This window comes from Streptomyces sp. CB00455 (assembly GCF_001905445.1).
Taxonomy (GTDB): domain Bacteria; phylum Actinomycetota; class Actinomycetes; order Streptomycetales; family Streptomycetaceae; genus Streptomyces.
The window spans coordinates 175,327-191,933 of record NZ_LIVQ01000008.1 but is presented as its reverse complement, the minus strand read 5'-3'; the positions used below and the strand labels follow the sequence as shown (position 1 = coordinate 191,933).

General features: G+C 70.2%; 17 protein-coding genes and 1 pseudogene. 12 read left to right on the top strand and 6 right to left on the bottom strand.

Features of this window, described 5'->3' with window-relative positions:
• Positions 1-175: 175 nt before the first annotated feature.
• Positions 176-679, top strand: a complete 504-nt coding sequence (locus tag AMK16_RS28180) for a MarR family winged helix-turn-helix transcriptional regulator (RefSeq protein WP_073920187.1) — start codon at positions 176-178, stop codon at positions 677-679.
• Positions 680-1,051: 372 nt separating this feature from the next.
• On the opposite strand, the gene AMK16_RS28175 is transcribed toward AMK16_RS28180, so the two are convergent.
• Together AMK16_RS28175 and AMK16_RS28170 are read right to left on the bottom strand one after the other, a co-directional pair.
• Positions 1,052-2,377: a sensor histidine kinase gene (locus tag AMK16_RS28175; RefSeq protein WP_143196904.1), complete on the bottom strand. Its 1,326-nt coding sequence runs from the start codon at positions 2,375-2,377 to the stop codon at positions 1,052-1,054.
• A gap of 253 nt (positions 2,378-2,630) precedes the next feature.
• Entirely contained in the window at positions 2,631-3,101 is a 471-nt protein-coding gene (locus AMK16_RS28170) for a MarR family winged helix-turn-helix transcriptional regulator (protein ID WP_242438965.1), read from the bottom strand.
• A gap of 79 nt (positions 3,102-3,180) precedes the next feature.
• On the opposite strand from AMK16_RS28170, the gene AMK16_RS28165 reads away from it, so the two are divergent.
• The 3 genes and pseudogenes from AMK16_RS28165 to AMK16_RS38400 all read left to right on the top strand — a co-directional run.
• Positions 3,181-4,245, top strand: a complete 1,065-nt coding sequence (locus AMK16_RS28165; protein WP_242438964.1) for an ABC transporter permease — start codon at positions 3,181-3,183, stop codon at positions 4,243-4,245.
• Positions 4,246-4,612: 367 nt separating this feature from the next.
• On the top strand, positions 4,613-5,524 hold the full coding sequence (locus tag AMK16_RS28160; RefSeq protein ID WP_073920138.1) for an NADP-dependent oxidoreductase: 912 nt from the start codon (positions 4,613-4,615) through the stop codon (positions 5,522-5,524).
• A gap of 369 nt (positions 5,525-5,893) precedes the next feature.
• A pseudogene (locus tag AMK16_RS38400) lies at positions 5,894-6,043 on the top strand (hypothetical protein); the annotation flags it as partial.
• A 19-nt stretch (positions 6,044-6,062) separates the two neighbouring features.
• Here the strand turns inward: AMK16_RS38400 and AMK16_RS28155 are convergent.
• The gene (locus tag AMK16_RS28155; protein ID WP_443333615.1) at positions 6,063-6,479 is read right to left on the bottom strand and encodes a helicase associated domain-containing protein; all 417 of its coding nucleotides are present in this window, start codon (positions 6,477-6,479) and stop codon (positions 6,063-6,065) included.
• A gap of 64 nt (positions 6,480-6,543) precedes the next feature.
• On the bottom strand, positions 6,544-7,434 hold the full coding sequence (locus tag AMK16_RS28150; RefSeq protein ID WP_199885621.1) for a DUF1206 domain-containing protein: 891 nt from the start codon (positions 7,432-7,434) through the stop codon (positions 6,544-6,546).
• Positions 7,435-7,548: 114 nt separating this feature from the next.
• Between AMK16_RS28150 and AMK16_RS28145 the strand changes: the two genes are divergently transcribed.
• Positions 7,549-7,944, top strand: a complete 396-nt coding sequence (locus AMK16_RS28145) for a hypothetical protein (protein WP_073920137.1) — start codon at positions 7,549-7,551, stop codon at positions 7,942-7,944.
• Between the two features lie 412 nt (positions 7,945-8,356).
• Here AMK16_RS28145 and AMK16_RS28140 read toward each other — a convergent pair whose 3' ends face one another.
• On the bottom strand, positions 8,357-9,265 hold the full coding sequence (locus AMK16_RS28140; RefSeq protein WP_073920183.1) for a LysR family transcriptional regulator: 909 nt from the start codon (positions 9,263-9,265) through the stop codon (positions 8,357-8,359).
• A gap of 143 nt (positions 9,266-9,408) precedes the next feature.
• Here AMK16_RS28140 and AMK16_RS28135 point away from each other — a divergent pair, with 143 nt between their 5' ends.
• The 4 genes from AMK16_RS28135 to AMK16_RS28115 all read left to right on the top strand — a co-directional run bounded on the left by AMK16_RS28135 (position 9,409) and on the right by AMK16_RS28115 (position 12,834).
• On the top strand, positions 9,409-9,759 hold the full coding sequence (locus AMK16_RS28135; RefSeq protein ID WP_073920136.1) for a carboxymuconolactone decarboxylase family protein: 351 nt from the start codon (positions 9,409-9,411) through the stop codon (positions 9,757-9,759).
• Positions 9,760-10,056: 297 nt separating this feature from the next.
• The gene (locus AMK16_RS28125) at positions 10,057-10,521 is read left to right on the top strand and encodes a hypothetical protein (protein WP_079191783.1); all 465 of its coding nucleotides are present in this window, start codon (positions 10,057-10,059) and stop codon (positions 10,519-10,521) included.
• Positions 10,522-10,795: 274 nt separating this feature from the next.
• Positions 10,796-11,791 carry a hypothetical protein gene (locus tag AMK16_RS28120; RefSeq protein ID WP_242438963.1) on the top strand — a complete coding sequence of 332 codons (996 nt, stop codon included), beginning with the start codon at positions 10,796-10,798 and terminating at the stop codon, positions 11,789-11,791.
• 41 nt (positions 11,792-11,832) lie between these two features.
• Positions 11,833-12,834 carry a clavaminate synthase family protein gene (locus AMK16_RS28115; RefSeq protein WP_073920134.1) on the top strand — a complete coding sequence of 334 codons (1,002 nt, stop codon included), beginning with the start codon at positions 11,833-11,835 and terminating at the stop codon, positions 12,832-12,834.
• A 434-nt stretch (positions 12,835-13,268) separates the two neighbouring features.
• Here the strand turns inward: AMK16_RS28115 and AMK16_RS28110 are convergent, their stop codons facing one another.
• Entirely contained in the window at positions 13,269-14,219 is a 951-nt protein-coding gene (locus AMK16_RS28110) for an Lrp/AsnC family transcriptional regulator (RefSeq protein WP_073920133.1), read from the bottom strand.
• Positions 14,220-14,304: 85 nt separating this feature from the next.
• Here AMK16_RS28110 and AMK16_RS28105 point away from each other — a divergent pair, with 85 nt between their 5' ends.
• The 3 genes from AMK16_RS28105 (at position 14,305) to AMK16_RS28095 (ending at position 16,485) form a co-directional block, all read left to right on the top strand.
• A complete protein-coding gene (locus AMK16_RS28105; RefSeq protein ID WP_073920132.1) occupies positions 14,305-15,180 on the top strand; it encodes a VOC family protein in 876 nt (291 codons plus the stop codon).
• A 175-nt stretch (positions 15,181-15,355) separates the two neighbouring features.
• Positions 15,356-15,889 (top strand): DoxX family protein, encoded by a 534-nt coding sequence (locus AMK16_RS28100; protein ID WP_242438962.1) that lies wholly within the window; start codon positions 15,356-15,358, stop codon positions 15,887-15,889.
• Between the two features lie 338 nt (positions 15,890-16,227).
• On the top strand, positions 16,228-16,485 hold the full coding sequence (locus tag AMK16_RS28095; protein ID WP_073920131.1) for a hypothetical protein: 258 nt from the start codon (positions 16,228-16,230) through the stop codon (positions 16,483-16,485).
• Positions 16,486-16,607: the final 122 nt, after the last annotated feature.

The window sequence follows — 16,607 nt, the reverse complement described above, 5'->3', positions numbered from 1 at the left end:
ACTCGACGAGAAACGGGCGGATTTTGTGCTCTGTCAGCGTTCGGTCCTGACCGCTGTAGACGGGTAGACTCGGACATACATGTTCGAGCAGTTGCCTGAAGGAGCGCAGCATCACATGATCGGCCCAGACTGCGAGGCTTCCGGGCCTGATGCTGCCGAGGCGGCCGGCATGCCGATGCCGCCCTCGGTCCAGGCCGGGCGGATGGCCCATGCGATCTTCCGGGTGGCCCGGCTGCACCGCATGCTCGCCGGGCAGCTCCTGCGCCGGGTCGGCCTCCACCCCGGCCAGGAACTGGTGATGATGCAGCTGTGGGACCTCGGGCCTCAGCGTCAGATCGACCTGGTCCGGCTGCTCGGTTCCGACGCGGCCACCATGACCCGCACCGTCAAGCGGCTCGAACATGCCGGGTTCATTCGCCGCCGCCCCAGCCCCACCGACAAGCGGGCGACCATCATCGAGCCCACCGAGGCCAGCCTCGCGCTGCGCCACCAGGTCGACGAGGTCTGGGCGGAGCTGGAGGAATGCACGGCTGGGCAGCTGCCCAAGGAACGGCAGGCCGAGGCTCTCCAGATCCTGGAGCAGATCGAGGCGGGCCTGGCCGTCGCCGCGACCCGGCATGCGCAACAGGAAACCGGCGGCCAGGCGGCCTCACCCACGGGGCAGGCCCATCAGGTGTAGACGACGCTCGGGTGCAAGGGGGCGCCCGATGCCTCGACGCGTGTTCCGGCAGCCCGGGCCTGTGTCGCGTCGCCGACGTTGGGCTTCCCGCACGCGAACCTGGGGGACGTCCAGCCGCCGGGCGGTGTCCCCTTCGCCGAGCAGTGTGCCCGGCGGCAGCCCACCGCTGGTGATCTCGGCGAGCAGGGTCTCGTGAACACGTTCGCGCAGTGCGTGGGAATCGTCGGTGCCGTAGCCGGCGTCGAGCGGTGTGCGGGCGTCTTGGGGCACGGCCTCCTCGTTCGTGGTGTCGGTCCGTTCGTTTCGGCAACAGCCGCGGTTCCTCGGACGGCTGCCCTGGGCAGGGCGGGCGACGCCACGCGCCAACCGGTGTTATGTGCTGCTCTTCTCCGTATGCATGGCGTCATCGCGGTGGGCGGCGAGGCGCCCACTGAGCGGGATGTGCGCGCTGACCCGGTAGCCGCCGGTGTTATCGGGCCCGGCGGTGAGGTGGCCGCCGAGCATGGTGGTGCGCTCGCGCATGCCCAGGAGTCCGTGTCCGGAGCCGGGGGAGGGCGGAGCGGGCGTGGTGGAGGCGGTGTTGGTGATGTCGAGTTCGAGGGCGTCGTCGGTGTGGGCGAGGCGCAGGTGGACGTGGGCGCCTGGGGCGTGGCGCAGGCAGTTGCTGAGGGCCTCTTGCGTGATGCGGTAGAGGGCCAGCTGCGCGCCGGGGTCGAGGAGCCGGACAGGGCGGCCCGTGATCTCGGTGGTTATGTTCAAGCCGGCGCCGCGCACGTTGGCCACCAGCGCATCGAGGTCGTCGAGGGTGGGCTGCGGGCCGTGGGGGTTTTCGGTGTCGTCGGACCGCAGGACTCCGAGCATGCGGCGCAGTTCGGTCAGGGCGTCCAGTGCGTTCTGCCGGATGCCCGCCAGGTTCTCGGCCAGCGCGGTCGGATTTTCGGTGAGGTGGGGTGCGACCTGGGCCTGGATGGAGATCACCGACATGTGGTGGGCGACGACATCGTGCAGCTCGCGGGCGATGCGCCCGCGTTCCTCCAGCAGTGTGCGCTGTGCCCGTTCCACGGTGGCCAGCGCCGCCTGCTCGGCCAGCTGCGCCCGGGCTGCACGCCGGCCGCGCAGGGTGGTACCGAGAGCGACAGCGAGGGAGAACAGCACCAGGGTCAGGAAGGTGGTGCCCTGGTGCCGGCCGGCGTCCGCAGCGAGTTCGATCAGGAAGGGCAGGAGGACGGAGGCGGCGAGGGCCGCGCACGCGGCGGGGGCGCGGACACGCAGGGACAGCAGCAGCAGGACCGCGGCATGTGCGCACAAGCCTGGGACGGTCCATGGCCAGGGTGTGTTTTCAAGGAGATGAGGAGTGCTGGCCGCGGCGGCGATGCCGGCCCCTGTCAGGGACAGCCACCAGGCGGGGGCGGGGTGGGCGAGAGCGAGCAGGAGCGCGCCGCCCTGGAGCAGTGCGAGGAGGATGCCGTAGCCCAGGCCGAGCTGGTTGCGGTGGCCGAGTTGATCGCTGGTGGCGATCACCACGACGGCAGCGGCCGCGGCAACGCATGCGTGGGGCAGCCGGCGGAGCCGACGGGGCCGACGCAGGGGCGGCAGCGGGTCGGACCTGAGCGTCAGCAGATCCTGCAACAAGGAGCGCGCACCCATCCGGAGGGCGTTCACTTCTCGTAGCCGGTCTGCGAGTGCCTCGTCGTTCACGTTCACCTGTATCGAGTGAGGCCGGCCGTCACCGGGTACGGCGGTGCAGGCAGGGGAGTGGCGTCCATGGTCTGAGTGTCGGGAGGGCGTCTCAACCGACGTTAGGGATGAGCGGCCGTGGTCGGCATCACCCTGCAGAGCTGCTCTCCTGCGTAGCTCTGAAGTATGACGAGAACAGGGCCGCCCCACGCGCGCGCCGGGGCGGCCCTTCAGTCCCCGGCGCGGATGCCGCCGGTGGGTACGGCGGCTGGTCTCACGGGTCGGGCGTTTCCGTGGGACCGGCGGTGGGGGGCAGTGCGTCGGGGTTGAGGTGGGCGACCAGGCGGTGGAGGAGGCGGTGGACCGCGGTCTGCTCCGGGGGTTCCAGAACGGCCAGTGCCTCTTCGTTGACCTGCCGGACGACTTCTCTCGCCTGCTCCAGCAGGCGGGAGCCTTCGGGAGTGCTGTGCAGGCACAGGATGCGGCGGTTGGTGGGGTGGGGCGAGCGCGTGAGCAGCCCGCGGTCGGTGAGGCTGGCCACGGCGGAGCCCATGGACTGGGCGGTGATGCCGGCGTGACGGGCGGCGTCGGCGCTGGAGATCCCCGGCTGGCGCTCGGCGTGCTGGAGGGCGTTGTACTGCGCGAGGTTCAGCTCGACAGTGCGCAGTTCTCTCTCAAGGCGGGTGGCCATGGCCTGGGCGAAGTGCCAGGCCAGATAGCCGGTGTGGATGGGCTGCTCGCTCACATGGACCCCACTTGTAAGGCAGCTTATGTTTTACTGCTTCGGTTATCAGGCACCTTACAACTCGTGGACGGTTCTCTTCATGCCAGCCCCCACCTCCCTCCATCTTGCCGACGCCCTACCGGCCACCCACGGGGACATACCCGACCCCGCCCCCGAACCGCATCCTCGCTCCGGCCTGAAGGGCGTTCTGCTGCCCGTCGCCGTGGTGCTCGCCATCGGGACGATCTTCGTGAGCGTCTACCTCGCGGCCTTCCACGCTCCCCGCCCGCATGACCTCCCCGTCGCGGCCGTAGGCACCGCCGCCGAGGCGCACCGCCTCGAAGCCGGCCTGGAGCGGGCCCTGCCCGGCGGCTTCGTGGTCCGGCCCTACGGCGACGAAGCCGCAGCCCGCGAGGCGGTCGAGCACCGGGAGGTCTACGCCGCCTACCTCCCCGACCACGGCCGGGGCAGCGGCAAGCTGCTCTACGCCGGCGCCAATGGCCCCTCCGTGACCGGCACCCTGACCGCCGCCTTCGCCCAAGCCGCAGCGCAGGACGGCCCGCCCCCGGCCGGCGAGGACATCCTGCCGGTGTCCGCCGGCGACACCCGCGGCCTGTCGGTCTTCTACGCCGCCTTCGGCCTGGTCCTGGCCGGTTACCTGTTCGGCATGATGACCTACCAGGCCGCGCCCGCCCTGCGCTTTCGCCAGCGCATCGCCAGCCTGACCCTCTTCGGCGCCCTCGGCGGCATCATCGTCGCCCTCCTCGCCGGCGACACCGGTTTCGGCGCCCTCCCCGGCTCCTTCGCCGGCACGGCCGCGGTCACCGCCCTGATGGCCATGGCAGCGGGAGGCGCGACCATGGCGATCGTGAAATGGACCGGATCCGCGGGCGCCGCCATCGCCTCGGTGATCCTGCTGATCTTCGGCAACGCCACCAGCGGCGGCGTCATGCCCCCCTTCTACCTGCCCGACTGGCTGCATCCGCTGTCCGGCGTGCTGCCCGTCGGAGCGGGGGTGCGCGCTCTCCAGGGGATGTCCTACTTCCACGATGACGGCCTGTGGTCCGGCCTCGCCGTGCTGGCCGCGTGGATCATCGCCTGCGTGGCCCTGCTCTACCTGCGCGACATGCGCGGCGCCCGCGGAAACCGGCTGCGCACCGCCTGAGGGAAGCTAGCCGCCTGACCTCGCCGGCCCCGCGAACGCCGAAGTTCGCGGGGCTTGCGGGGGCAGCCTCGAAGCGTTCCGGGATCCGCGCCGCCAAGCGGAGAAGGAAGGGGACGTCCCGCCGCAGGTGTGGGGATCGCCCCCACCGCCGGAATTCGTGCACAACCTGGAGTCCCACCCCACCGCACGCTAGACGCCAGCGCCTCCGCGCCCTGCCGGGGCGCGGAGGCCCCCATGACAGTCCCAAGGGCACGGCCGCCCATCGCCGAAGAACGGGCCGGCAAGCTACCGCCAACCGTTGCGTTCGTTTGAAGCCGACGACCTGCCCATTGCCGCAGGTGGACTTCACTCATCCAGGGAAGTACCTATGCCTATCGCTATCACCTACACCCGCTTCGGTGACCCCGACGTTCTCACCGTCTCAGAGACCGACGTCCCTCAGCCCGCCCCGCATGAGGTCCGCGTGCGGGTAAGGGCGGCCTCGGTGAACCCGGTCGACAACAAGATCCGCCGTGGTGACCTGGTCAACGTTTTCCCGCCCCACTTTCCGATCACCCCGGGCCTGGACGCCGCCGGTGTAGTTGACGCCGTCGGAGAGGCCGTCAACGGTGTTCGGGTCGGCGACGACGTCTTCGGTGTGACACCGTCAGGCTCCTACGCCGAGTACGCCCTGATGTCCGCACCAGTAATAAAGCCGCAGGGCCTGTCGTGGGAGCTGGCTGCTGCCCTACCCACAGTCGGCGAGACCGCCTACCGGGCACTACGGCACCTGGATCTCAAAGCCGGTCAGACGCTGCTGATCCATGGAACGGGAGGTAGCGTCGGCGCCATCGCCGCACAGCTCGCGGTTGCCCGCGGCATCACCGTCATCGGTACTGCCGCACCAACTGACCTTGAGCGCGTCTCGGGCCTGGGCGCCATCGCCGTGCCCTACGGCGACGGCTGGGCTCAACGGGTGCGCGCGGTCGCACTGCAGGGCGTAGACAAAGTGTTCGACACCTCTGGTGCGGGCGTGCTTGCCGACTCGATCGCGCTGGTCGGCGGGCCGGAGCGTGTGATCACGATCGCCGACATGAACGCCGCCCAGCATGGTGTGCGTTTCACCGGTATGGACCCCTCCGACCGCGTCCCGGAGGCGTTGCCCGAACTGGCTGAACTGACTGCCTCCGGAAAACTGACCGTGCCGATCTGGCGCACCTACCCCTTGGCCGAGGCCGCTCTGGCTCAGGCCGACTTGGAAGCCCACCGCAACCGGGGCAAGGCTGTCCTGTTGCCTTGACGCCCACCTCACGTCGCTGGAACGAGCGACGTGGTCCCGGGCCGTAGCCGACACACCGGCCGGCTACGGCCCCATACCGGACGTCACACCACCAAGACGCAGTACCGCAGCCGTTCCGCCCCCCGGCTACCGGCTGGTGGTTCGTCACCGAGCTGAGGACGGACAGCCGTTTGCACACCGTGGGCCTGGCGACACCAGCTGGTATCTGGGTTGCATCGCATCGAGGTCACCAGCGGCCTGCGTAAGAAGGTCGGAGCGGGCGGCGGCGGCGACGTCAACAAAGAATTCGAGCTGGTGCCAGCGTTGTAGCCTCCGGCTTGGACGAGGCTCCGCCTTGTAGGGGTTCTCGCCCAAGCTCGGCCCTGCTGGATGCTGTGGCACGTTTCCGCGGGCGATCGTCGTACGCAAGAGGCGTTCCTGCGTGAGGGGAGCGTGCCCGCGGACGACTCGGAGTTCTGGAGCGGGTGGCTGCGGCTGGTGGAGCGGACCGTCGCTTGCGGGGTGAAGGTCCGCCGGGCCCGGATCGTGTCCGAGTCTGTCACCAACTACATCCGCTTCCCGCTCGACCCACTGCGTGAGGGCCTCCAGGCCCCGCTGGAACGCTTGCTGTGCCTTGTTCGGACCCCTTCGCCCCGCGGCTGGCTGCGGGGGCGGGAGTGGGTGCCTGGTTGGGCTTGACGCCGAGCTTGGTCAGCCGTTCCTGCTGCTCGGGCAGGAACCGTGCCCAGAAGGCCGCCCGCTTCTGCTGCTGGAGCCACTTGCCGATGTCGTCGCCGTCGAAGATGACGCCCGGTGCGATGTCGGGCAGCTGGCCGTCGGCGTCGACCAGGTCCGCCAGGACGCGGTAGTGGCGCTGCCAGTCCAGCGGCCACGGGCAGTCCCAGTCCTTGTCGATCGCGGTCAGCTGCGCCGCACGCACGGCGGCCCGGTCCGGATCCGCCGCAAGGCACAGCACGGCTTCCGCCGCCGCGGCCGGGGCCGGGTCCGCAGCGCATGGGCAGGCCGGGCGCGGGCAGGGATCAACGGGCGTTGCGGTTGGCCGACTGCTCTGCCGGGGCGTCGTGTTCCGGGGCTTTGCGCCACCGGGCCTCGCAGAAGGAATAGAGGCCGAACATCAGCAAGCCCAGCGCCGCGGCGATCAGCAGCGCGGGCCCGGCGGGCGTGTCGGCGAAGGAGCGCAGCGTCTCGTCCAGGCCCTTTGCCTGGCCGGCGTCGAAGCGCACTGCGGCCAGGAGAGTGAACAGGCCGGTCGCCACCGCGACCACCCCGCACGCCGCGCCGCCGATGACGCCCAGCGTCGCGACGATGCGCCGCGTCCTTCGGCTCATCCGGTCCGTGCGGAGGTTCTTCTCGAACTTCCGCATCAGGCTGCGTATCAGGATCACCACGCCCACGACGGCCAGCACGGCGCCGAACGCGCCGACCAGTACCCGTCCGAAGGGCCATTGCAGTACTCGCGCGGTGTAGTCCTTCGAGGTCTGGTCGCTGGCGCGGGTCCCGGCGGATCCGCCGACCAGCGCGGTCTGTACCACGCCGATACATACCACGATGTAGAACATGGCCAGCCCCAGGGAGCCCAGGCGGCGGGTCCATTTGTCACCGCCCGCCGTCGCCTGCCCGAATGCGGCCTCGGACAGGCGCCACAGGGCCATTGCCGCCAGCCCCGCCACCAGCGCCCACAGCAGCACCCGGCCGTACGGCTGCTCGCCTATGGTCCGCACCGCCCCGGACCGGTCGGCCTCCTTGCCACCGCCGCCGCCGAACCCGATCCGGACAGCAAGGAGGCCGACCAGAACGTAGATCACTCCCCGGGCGCAGAGCCCGACCCTGGACGCGACCTCCATGGCGCGGCTGTCGGCCACGCTCTGTCCCCGGGTCTTGGCCTGGGCGCCACCCTCGTCGATTGCCATATGTGACACCTCCCCGTGCCCTACCGAGGCCGACGGCGCCCTGGCCAGGGTGCTGGGAGGCGTTCTCGCCACAATCCGCGACGAGTGCCCTGACCGGGCGCGGACCCGCACCAGGTGCCCTCCAGGGCCCCGGCGCTCGGTCACAGCGGCTCCTCCCACCATGACACCACCACGCAGCACACCCGACCAGCGCAGCCCCCCCGCTTCCAGCTGCTGGTGCATGAAGTCCGCCAGGTACTTGCGGCCGGCGGATTCGCGGACCTCGAAGGCGACACCGGCGGCGGCCTGCTCCTGCGTGAGGACGCAAGTGGTGTGCTCATCACGTGGCAGGTGAACGTGCGCGCGGTCACCGACATGCACGGCCGCGGGGACGACAAGCTGGAGGGCCTGACGTCCCTGCCCGGCCTACGCCAAGCCGTCGCCTGCGCCCTGACAGCGATCCTCGAAGGCGCAGGACCCCTTGTCCACCCCGATCCCGCTGGCAGGTTTCTGGTGACCCGACTCCGCTGACAGCGGTGCCGGCCGAACATCCCCCCGCACGGGTCGTTGCCCGACGCGCATCCCAGACGGGTGCCCACATCGCGATCACAGTCAGGATCCCCGTGGTCCGCCACCGCGCCCGCCTACCTGCGTAAACGCGGCATCAAAGCGGTCATCCCGGAGAAGGAGGACCAGGGCGCCAGCGCGGAAGAGGAAGGGCGCGAGAGGGGGCCGGCCCATCAGCCACGACATCGATCTCTCCAAGGAACGGAACACCGTCGAACGACTGATCAACAAGCTGGAGGCCTGGCCTGGCCCGGCATCGCAGGCCGCTACGGCAGGACACTCGAAAGCCACCCCGCGGGCTTCCACTCGGCGCCGCAAATGATGTGGAGCGAAGGCCTCCTCAAAACCGCCGGCTGATCACGACATCACACAGTCCTCAGCCGTTGGCGGGCGCGGGCGCATCGTGCCGCCCCTGTCGCGCCCGTGGGTGCCGCGCCGCGTCGAGGGCGTCCGCGAGCGCATCGACGAGCGGGTCGGTGACACCTGCCAGCCGGGCGGTGACGACACGGCTCGGCGGATGGCTGTGGACGGGTACGAAGGCGATGCCGGGCCGCGCGTGCCGCAGCGCGCCCCCGGCCGGAAGGAGGCCGACCGCGCCCTCCCACAGGACAGCGTGCAGGCACTCCTCGACCGACGCCACGACCGGGCCGGGCGCGTCCTCCTCACCGGCGAGCCAGTAGGACCGCCATCGGGCATCGGTTCCCGGGGGCAGGCGGAAACGCGGGCGGTGGGCCAGCTCGGTGACGTGCAGGCGCGGGCGGCCCGCCAGCGGATCGTCCGCAGGGACGGCCGCGACCAGCGGCTCCTCGCCGAGCAGCCGAATCGTCAGGCCGGCGGTGTCGAAGGGCAGACGGGTCAGCGCGAGGTCCACCCGGCCCTCGCGCAGACCGGCCGTCGGATCGGTGACCGCCGCTTCGCGCAGCCGCACCCGCACCCCCAGGCCCGTGCGCCGCAAGGCTGCCAGCGCTGCCGGTCCGACCTCCAGGCCCGCGCCCGCGACCGTGCCCAGTACGAGCACCCGGTCAGCCACCGCGCCGCGGACCCGCTCACGGGCGCGTTCGGCACGCTCCAGTAGATCCCGCGCCTCCGCCAGCAGCACCTCGCCCGCGGGGGTGAGCCGAGCCCCCGTGGGGATCCGCTCGAACAGCCGGCACCCGAGGTCGGCCTCCAGCTGCCGGATGCGGCGGCTCAGCGGCGGCTGGGCCATGTGCAGGCGTACGGCGGCGCGGCCGAAGTGGCCCTCTTCGGCCACGGCGACGAAACAGTGCAATGCCCGCAAGTCCATGACCAGCCACGATACCCAGAACGAACCCACCCACCCGAAACCGGTCTTGGACAGCGCCGCAGCGCCCGCGGTGAGGTGGTGCCAGACGCCGGGCAACAGCCCCGCCGCGCCCTGCCCCCACCCACCGCTTCAGGAGCCCGCCCATGTACGCACACCCCGACGACCTCCACCGCGCCCGCTCCGTCGGCGGCAACGCCCCGGCGGAGTTCACCGCGTGGGTCGCCTTTCAGCAGGCTGTGGACCGGGAGGACGGAGCGGTACCGCGCCGCTACCGTGAGCTGATCTCGGTGGCGGTCGCGCTCGTTACCCAGTGCTCCTACTGCCTGGACGTACACACTGCCGCCGCCCGCCGTCACGGAGTGACCCCCGAGGAACTGGCCGAGACCGCCTTCGTGACCGCCTCCGTCCGTGCAGGCGGCACACTCGCACACGCCCTGCTCGCCGACCGCCTCTACGAGCAGCACACCCACCCCTCTACGCCCGTCCACGGCTAGTGCTGTGGCCGGAAAGGTTGACCGGGTCGCGGCGCCCCGCACGGCACCTCGCGGCGTTGTCGGACCACGCATGCACGTCCAGTACGAGGCATGGCCCTCCGCCTTGCGATGCACCGCACCGGACACCGCGATCCGGCAAACCGGTCAGTGGATGTTCATCGGGCCGTACCTGCCGATCGGCAGGTACGGCCCGGTTCCCCGAACGGTTGCGGTAGCAGTTCGAGGGGGTGATCTGGCGGTTCCGCTCCAGCGGCCAGTGGCGGGAGACCCCTGCCGACTTCGGTCTTGCCGCAAGGCATGGCCGCCGAAGGGATGGCCACGGCGCCCACCCATCAGCGGACGGACGGGGGGACGCCGTTCATCTGCGATGAGGACACCTGGCTGACCGCCACCGCGGGGACTGCGCGGCACGCCGCCGCAGCCGACACCACCGTCCTGGACGCCGTGGCCGGACACCTCCTCGCGCTCCAGTGGCCGGGCGGCGGCTGGTCGTACACCGAAAGCGCCCGTCTCACCGATGTGGACTGCACCTCGGCTGCCGTCCAGGTCTTCCACCTGACCGGCCCGCGCAGACACCGTGCTGCGATCAGCCGCGGGATCGGCGCGCGGCACGCTCTTCGCGGCCCGGACGGCGGCTTCCCCGCCTACCTGGCGGGCGCGCCGTCGGAAGCCTCCATGAGCGCGGCCGCCGTCCCTGAGCTCCATGCCCGAGGCCGACACCGGTTTCGGGCCCCTTGCGAGATGAAGGGCATCCTCCTATGAGCAACAGTCGCCGCTCGGCCGCCCCCGCCGTGCCGCAGGGACAGGTCTGCCTGGTCACCGGTGGTGCCCGGGGCATCGGCACCGGATCGACTCCAGGCTGACGACCCGCAAAGGGTTTCGGGTGAGGTGTTCATGGCAAACCACTATGACTATGGGCTTATCTCCGGTTGCCGGTCATCCTGCTGTCGCTGTCTTTCGCCTGCCCCGAGGCGGGCGCGCCGCCCCTGCGCTGGGCACGCGGGTCGAAGCCGAGGCGGAGGAGACCGGGCGCGTAATGGCGGCGGTGCCGACTCACGCCAGACCTGTCGACCGGACCCTCGCGCTCCGGCATGCCGCCTCCGCTGCCAGTGCGTTGGTAGCCGCGCTGTCGGATCAGGCTCCGGCCGTGGCCGGTGAGGGGCTGCCGGCCGAGTCGGCCAGCCAGTCCTTCTTCCGGGTCCGTGAGGGACAGCTGTCCGATCAGCAGGCCGCCCTGCACGGCGTCCTGGTCATCCACCGCGCTCTGGAAGACCTCTGTGATGCCCCGCTGTCGGGAGGCGACCTGGCCCTGGAGATGGCCGGGATGCGTCAGGCGGTGGCCGACCTCACCGGCGCCGCTCCGGGCGCCGGTCGCGACTTCGAACCGGCACCGGCCGTTCCCGAGCCTGGGCCGAGGGCGCCGTTGGAGGACGTGTGGAGCGCTCGGTGGCTCATCGGTCACCAGGTCCATGTCTTGTTCAACGTGTGCGCCGCTGTCGCCGTGGCCGACGCCGCCGGCCACCTGCGGCACGGCGACAGCGACGCCGCGCTGTCGAGACTGGCAGACGCGACGGTGTACGTACGGGGATTTCCGGCGGCCATGACCCACGCCAGTACGATCCCGGCCGACTACTACATGGCGGCGATACGCCACACCATGGCGCCGCCGTCGGTGGACATCCCGTTGAGCGGGCGCCAACACCGCGGATACAAACTGTTCCGGGCGGCGATGAGGGACCTGCTGTCCGTGGTTCCCGGCCCCTACGAGCACCTGGCGGCCCGCGCCCCGGAGTTGGCCGAGGCGAGGGGCGCCCTCCTGGAAGCGGACATCGTCGATGGTGAACGGCACGTCACCCTCGCGTACTCGATGGTGCATCTGGATCGTTCCATCGCTCAGAAACCAGAAGGCCCTGATAACGCCGTCGCCGAACTCCGGCTCATGCGCCATCGCCGCGCTGCCCAGTACGCCTCCTTGATCTGCTTCGGGGATCACTACATCGCCGACGCCGTGGCCGGCCTGCGCCACTCGTGAGCCCGCGTGTCCGCCGCCCACATCCCCGGCAGGAGAATTTGATGGCCGAGACGACGCCCGACAGCACCCACATCACCGGTGCCGCCGGCTGGGAATGCGATACGGCCGATACGGACGCGTGCGAACGCACGGCCCGCACCTTGTGCACCGGCGGGAACGACCAGGTCGACAGCCCCGAGTGGGTGGCACGAGCCCGGGACGCCTGGGAGGACCTTCCGCTACGGCTGCGCCGCGAGGTGCGCCGTTTTCGAAGGCATTCCGGCCCGAGCGGCACCTTGGTGATCGGCGGCCTGCCCGTCGATCAGGCCGCCCTGCCCCCCACACCGGCCCTACCCGGCTCAGTCCAGCGCCAGGCCACTGTTCCGGCCGCGGTGCTGACCATGGTGGCGTGCGGACTCGGGGAGCCTCTCGCCTACCGGGCTGAGAAATCCGGCGCGCTCGTGCAGGACGTCGTGCCCGTGCCCGGGCAGGAGACCTTCCACGGCAACGCCGGATCGGTGCCCCTGTCCTTCCACACCGAAAACGGCTTTCACCCCCATCCACCCGACTATGTGATCTTCCTGTGCCTGCGAGCCGACCACGAACGACGCGCCGGCATGCGCATCGCCGGCATCCGCCAGGCACTGCCGCACCTCTCCCCAGACGACCGCCAAGCCCTCTTCGCACCGGAGTTCCGCACCACCCCACCCCCCTCCTTCGGCCCCACATCCCCTCACTCAGACGCGGAGCGCCGGGCGGTGCTGTCCGGGGCAGCCGAGGATCCCGACATACGCATGGCCCAACTCGTCACCACCCCACTCACCCCCCGGGCCGCCACAGGGCTGACCGAATTCGGACGCGCCTGCGATGCAAGTGCCCACACCCTGTGCCTGACCCCCGGCGACCTCGTCATCATCGACAACCGCGTCACCGTCCACGGCCGCACCGCCTTCAACCCCCGCTACGACGGAGCAGACCGCTGGCTGCAACGCACCTACGTCACCGCCGACCTGCGCCGCTCCCGTGACCACCGCCCCGACGACGGCCACATACTCACCGGGTGACCCATCTGCAGGAAGGACAAGGGCTCGTGGCTGGCCGCAGAGCCCACGCCCTGATCGTGCACGGCGCAGTGCACCTGGCCGGCCACCTGATGCTGGAGCCGCTGCACCGGCGGGCGTCAGAGCTTGGCTCCAGATGGCCCGTCGAGGCGGTCCCGCCCGCCACGGTGGCTGGGGCGCGGGCGGTTGAAGGGAAGCCTGTACGCGGGCACCCGCAGCGGCCAGGCGGGCAACCTGTAGTCGCCCCGTACAACGGCACCGGCTGGGGAACCACCCTCCAGCTCCCCGGGCAGAGCGCCGCTCGAATCCCGCGAGCCGGCCCGTCCGAGAGCGCATCGAGGCTGAGGTGCTCGTCGAGGTCACCAACCTGGTTACGCCCGCTGGCAGACGTCATCGACGCGTTGGGCGGTCTGATGCGGACAGGCGCTGGACCGCTCTCAAAGCGCCGGGGCGGCTCGTTTGATGTAGGCGGTGATCAACGCCGTTTCCATGTGGCCGACGCCGTCGAGTGAGCCGATGCGGTCGGCGAGGTAGGTGTGGAGAGCGTTGGCGTCTCGACAGACAGCGATGGCAACCAGGTTGTGGGGGCCAGTCGTGCTGCCGACGAAGGCCGCTTCAGGATCACCAGCCAGCGTCCGGGCGACGCTGCTGAGCCGGGCAGGCGTGACGGTCAACCAGAGCAGACATTGCACGGAGAAGCCGAACAGACCCGAGTCAACCTCAACGTCGAACTGGAGGACGCCTGACCGGCGGAGTTCATCCAGGCGGCGACGGACGGCGGATTCCGACCAGCCGACCTGCCGGGCGAGATCCGGGTAGGCGGCACGACCGTCTGCGGCGAGGGCGGGGAGCAGGCGACGGTCGAGATCGGTCAGGGGGATCGGAGTAGTGTCCGCGGTGGCGGCTGGCCTCAGTGTGGCGATCTGCTCGTCGGTGAGAGCCGAGGTCCGGCCGATCCAGCGGTGGTCCATCACCGGGCACAACAGCCGTTGCGCGTCGACCTGCGTGACCCGCGGAAGGCTGCCCAACGCGTCCAGGGGCGCCGGTCCTTCTTCAGTGACGCGGAAGATACAGAAGATTTCTGTGCCGCTGGAAGCGACGGTCACCCAGGCGGTGTCGGGGCGCCGGGCCAACGCGCGGGCGAGCGGAGCGATGCCGGGAGGCAGGACACGCAGGCGCACCAGCCATTCGGCATGGCCGGTGCGGTGGCTGCTGGTCACACCGGCCACGCGGGCGATTCCCGTGGTACGCAGCCTGCTGAAGCGGCGGGCCACGGTGCGGTCAGAAACACTCAGGACGTCGCCGATCTTGCTGAAGGCGGCGCGCCCGTCGAGTTGGAGAGCGTGCAGGAGCCGCAGATCTAGTACGTCCAGCGTGACGGAATGCACCAGGCCAGTGTAGGTCGATGTCGGATAGCGGCGTGGGAGCGGCAGTTGGGGAGCCGGGGCCGTCGGTCGGTGAAGCATCGATCCCATGACAGGGGACATCCACGGCATCCATCACACCGGAATCCTGACCCGCGACCTCGACGGACTGGAGCGGGCCTATGCCTCCTTCGGATTCACCCTCAGCCCCCGCTCACGGCACCTGCTGTCCGGGCGGCCCGGCGAAGCACCGGTGCCCGGCTGCACCGCCAACCGCTGTGCACTGTTCGGCGGGTCGTACATCGAACTCCTCGGCATCGTCGAGGAATCGGCGCCCGACCCCTGGCACACCAAGGCGATGGCCGACGAATACGAGGGCTTCCGGCTGATCAACCTCGACACCGGTGACGCCGAAGCCACACACCGCAGCCTGGCCGGCGCCGGCTTGCGCACCTCAGGCGTGCTGGACCTGGAGCGCGACGTCGATACCGAGGAGGGGCCGCGCACGGTTCGTGCCCGCGCCGTTCACCTCGAGCCGCGCTCGACCCCGGAGGGCTACGTGGGGATCGCCCAGCACCTCACCCGCCGGTACGTGCACCAGCCGCGCTATCTCAGCCACCCGAACGGCGCCCGTGGTCTCGGGGCCGTATTGATAGTGGCTGACGATGCCGAGTTCGATGCGATCACCAACCGGTACACCCGCATTCTGCAGGTAGCCCCCAGACGTGAAGGCCCCCTCACCCTGCTCTGTGCGGCGGCTGCGCGGCTGCAGTTCGTCCGCGCGTCGGACGCCGAACAGGTACTGCCCGGTGAACCGGTCCCGGCCTCCTCGTACCTGGCGGCCATGACCATCCTGGTCGGCGATGTCGACGACGCCCGCAAGATCGTCGAAAGCAACGGCACGATGACCCGGCCGACCGGTGACGGGTTCTTCATCTCCGCGCGTCACGCGTACGGAGCCGGCCTGTTCTTCACCGCCCGTTGAACATTACGACGGGCGCTACCCCGAAGATCCCGCCCGAGGTACGCCGGGTCGTTTCCGCCCGGCCCTCTCCCCGCATGTACGTGCAACACCTGGCATGCGCCCGCAGCCGAACCGAACGATGGGCACAAGCATCGCCGCTCGTCCTGCATCTCTTGTCCCTACCCGAAGGAGTCTCATGTTCGGAACTCTCATGCTTCTCACTGGCCCGACCGTGGGATTTCGTCTCCTCGGCAGGCTGGGCGTCAGCCGGTTCGCGACCTGGCGAGCCAGCGTCGTACATGGTCTCGCCGTCATGCTCGTTGCTACCGCGACCGCGCACTTCACCCCGCCAAGCATCAGCGTGATGCCCAGCCACGACGATCTGGCAGCCATGGTCCCGCCCTTCGTTCCACTTCCCCACGTGCTGGTCTACGTGACCGGTTTACTGGAACTGCTCGGCGCCGCCGGACTCGTCCGTGCGGTGACACGCCCGATGGCCGGGATCGGACTGGCGGTGCTCTTCGTCCTTATGCTCCCAGCCAATATCTACGCCGCCATCGAGAACATCCCGCTCAACGGCGAGCCCGCCACGCCGTTGTGGTTCAGGATTCCCGAGCAGTTGCTCTTCATCGCCATCGCACTGTTGGCAGTCGGCGCGCGGATGTTTGAGCTTGGTTCCTGCTCCCGCGCCCGCGGGGATGACCCCAGCAGGTCACCGAGCAGGACGTGACGATCGGATTCACCGCCACAGACCTGGCTGTCACCCCACCGGCCCCACCCTGAAAACCTCAGTGGACGCTTCCGCAGGGCGCCCTGACGTGCAGCCGATCAGCAGTTGCCGTGTGCGGGGGCTCCTGCGGTGACATTCCCGCAGCAGCCCGTCATCCCCCGCGCGGCAGCCCTCGATTGTCCGGCTTGTACCTGGGAATGAGAACAGACGATGCGGCCGATACGGGCCGCTGTGCGGGTCGCCGAGGGTGGGGAGACGGGGACGGGCGCCGTACATACCTGGCCGGGGGAGGCTGTCGGGTGCCAGGCCCGGAGCGCGGTGAAGGAGGCCATCCCCGAGTGGTTCTCACCCCGCCCTTCGAGCCGATGCTCGCCCAGGCCGCCGAGTACGTCCCCGGTTCCGGCGTCCTGGCGAGCGGCTTCGCGGCGGAGGAGAGGTTCGACGGCCACCGCGCGATCCTCTTCACCCCCGCCAGCCCGGGCGGCCGGCTGCTCCTGCAGACCCGGCGCGGCTCCCTGGTCCAGGACCGGTTCCCCGACCTGGTCGCGGCCGCCGAGCAACTGCCGGACGGCCTGGTCCTCGAAGGCGTTATGTGACCTGTCGGTGTGTCTCAGCCAGTGCATGTCTCAGGTGACCCACAAGTTCAGTCCGCCCATGGATGGGGTTCTGCTGCGATTCCTCTGCTGACAGGAGCGTGAAGGCTCGGGTACTGCGTAGG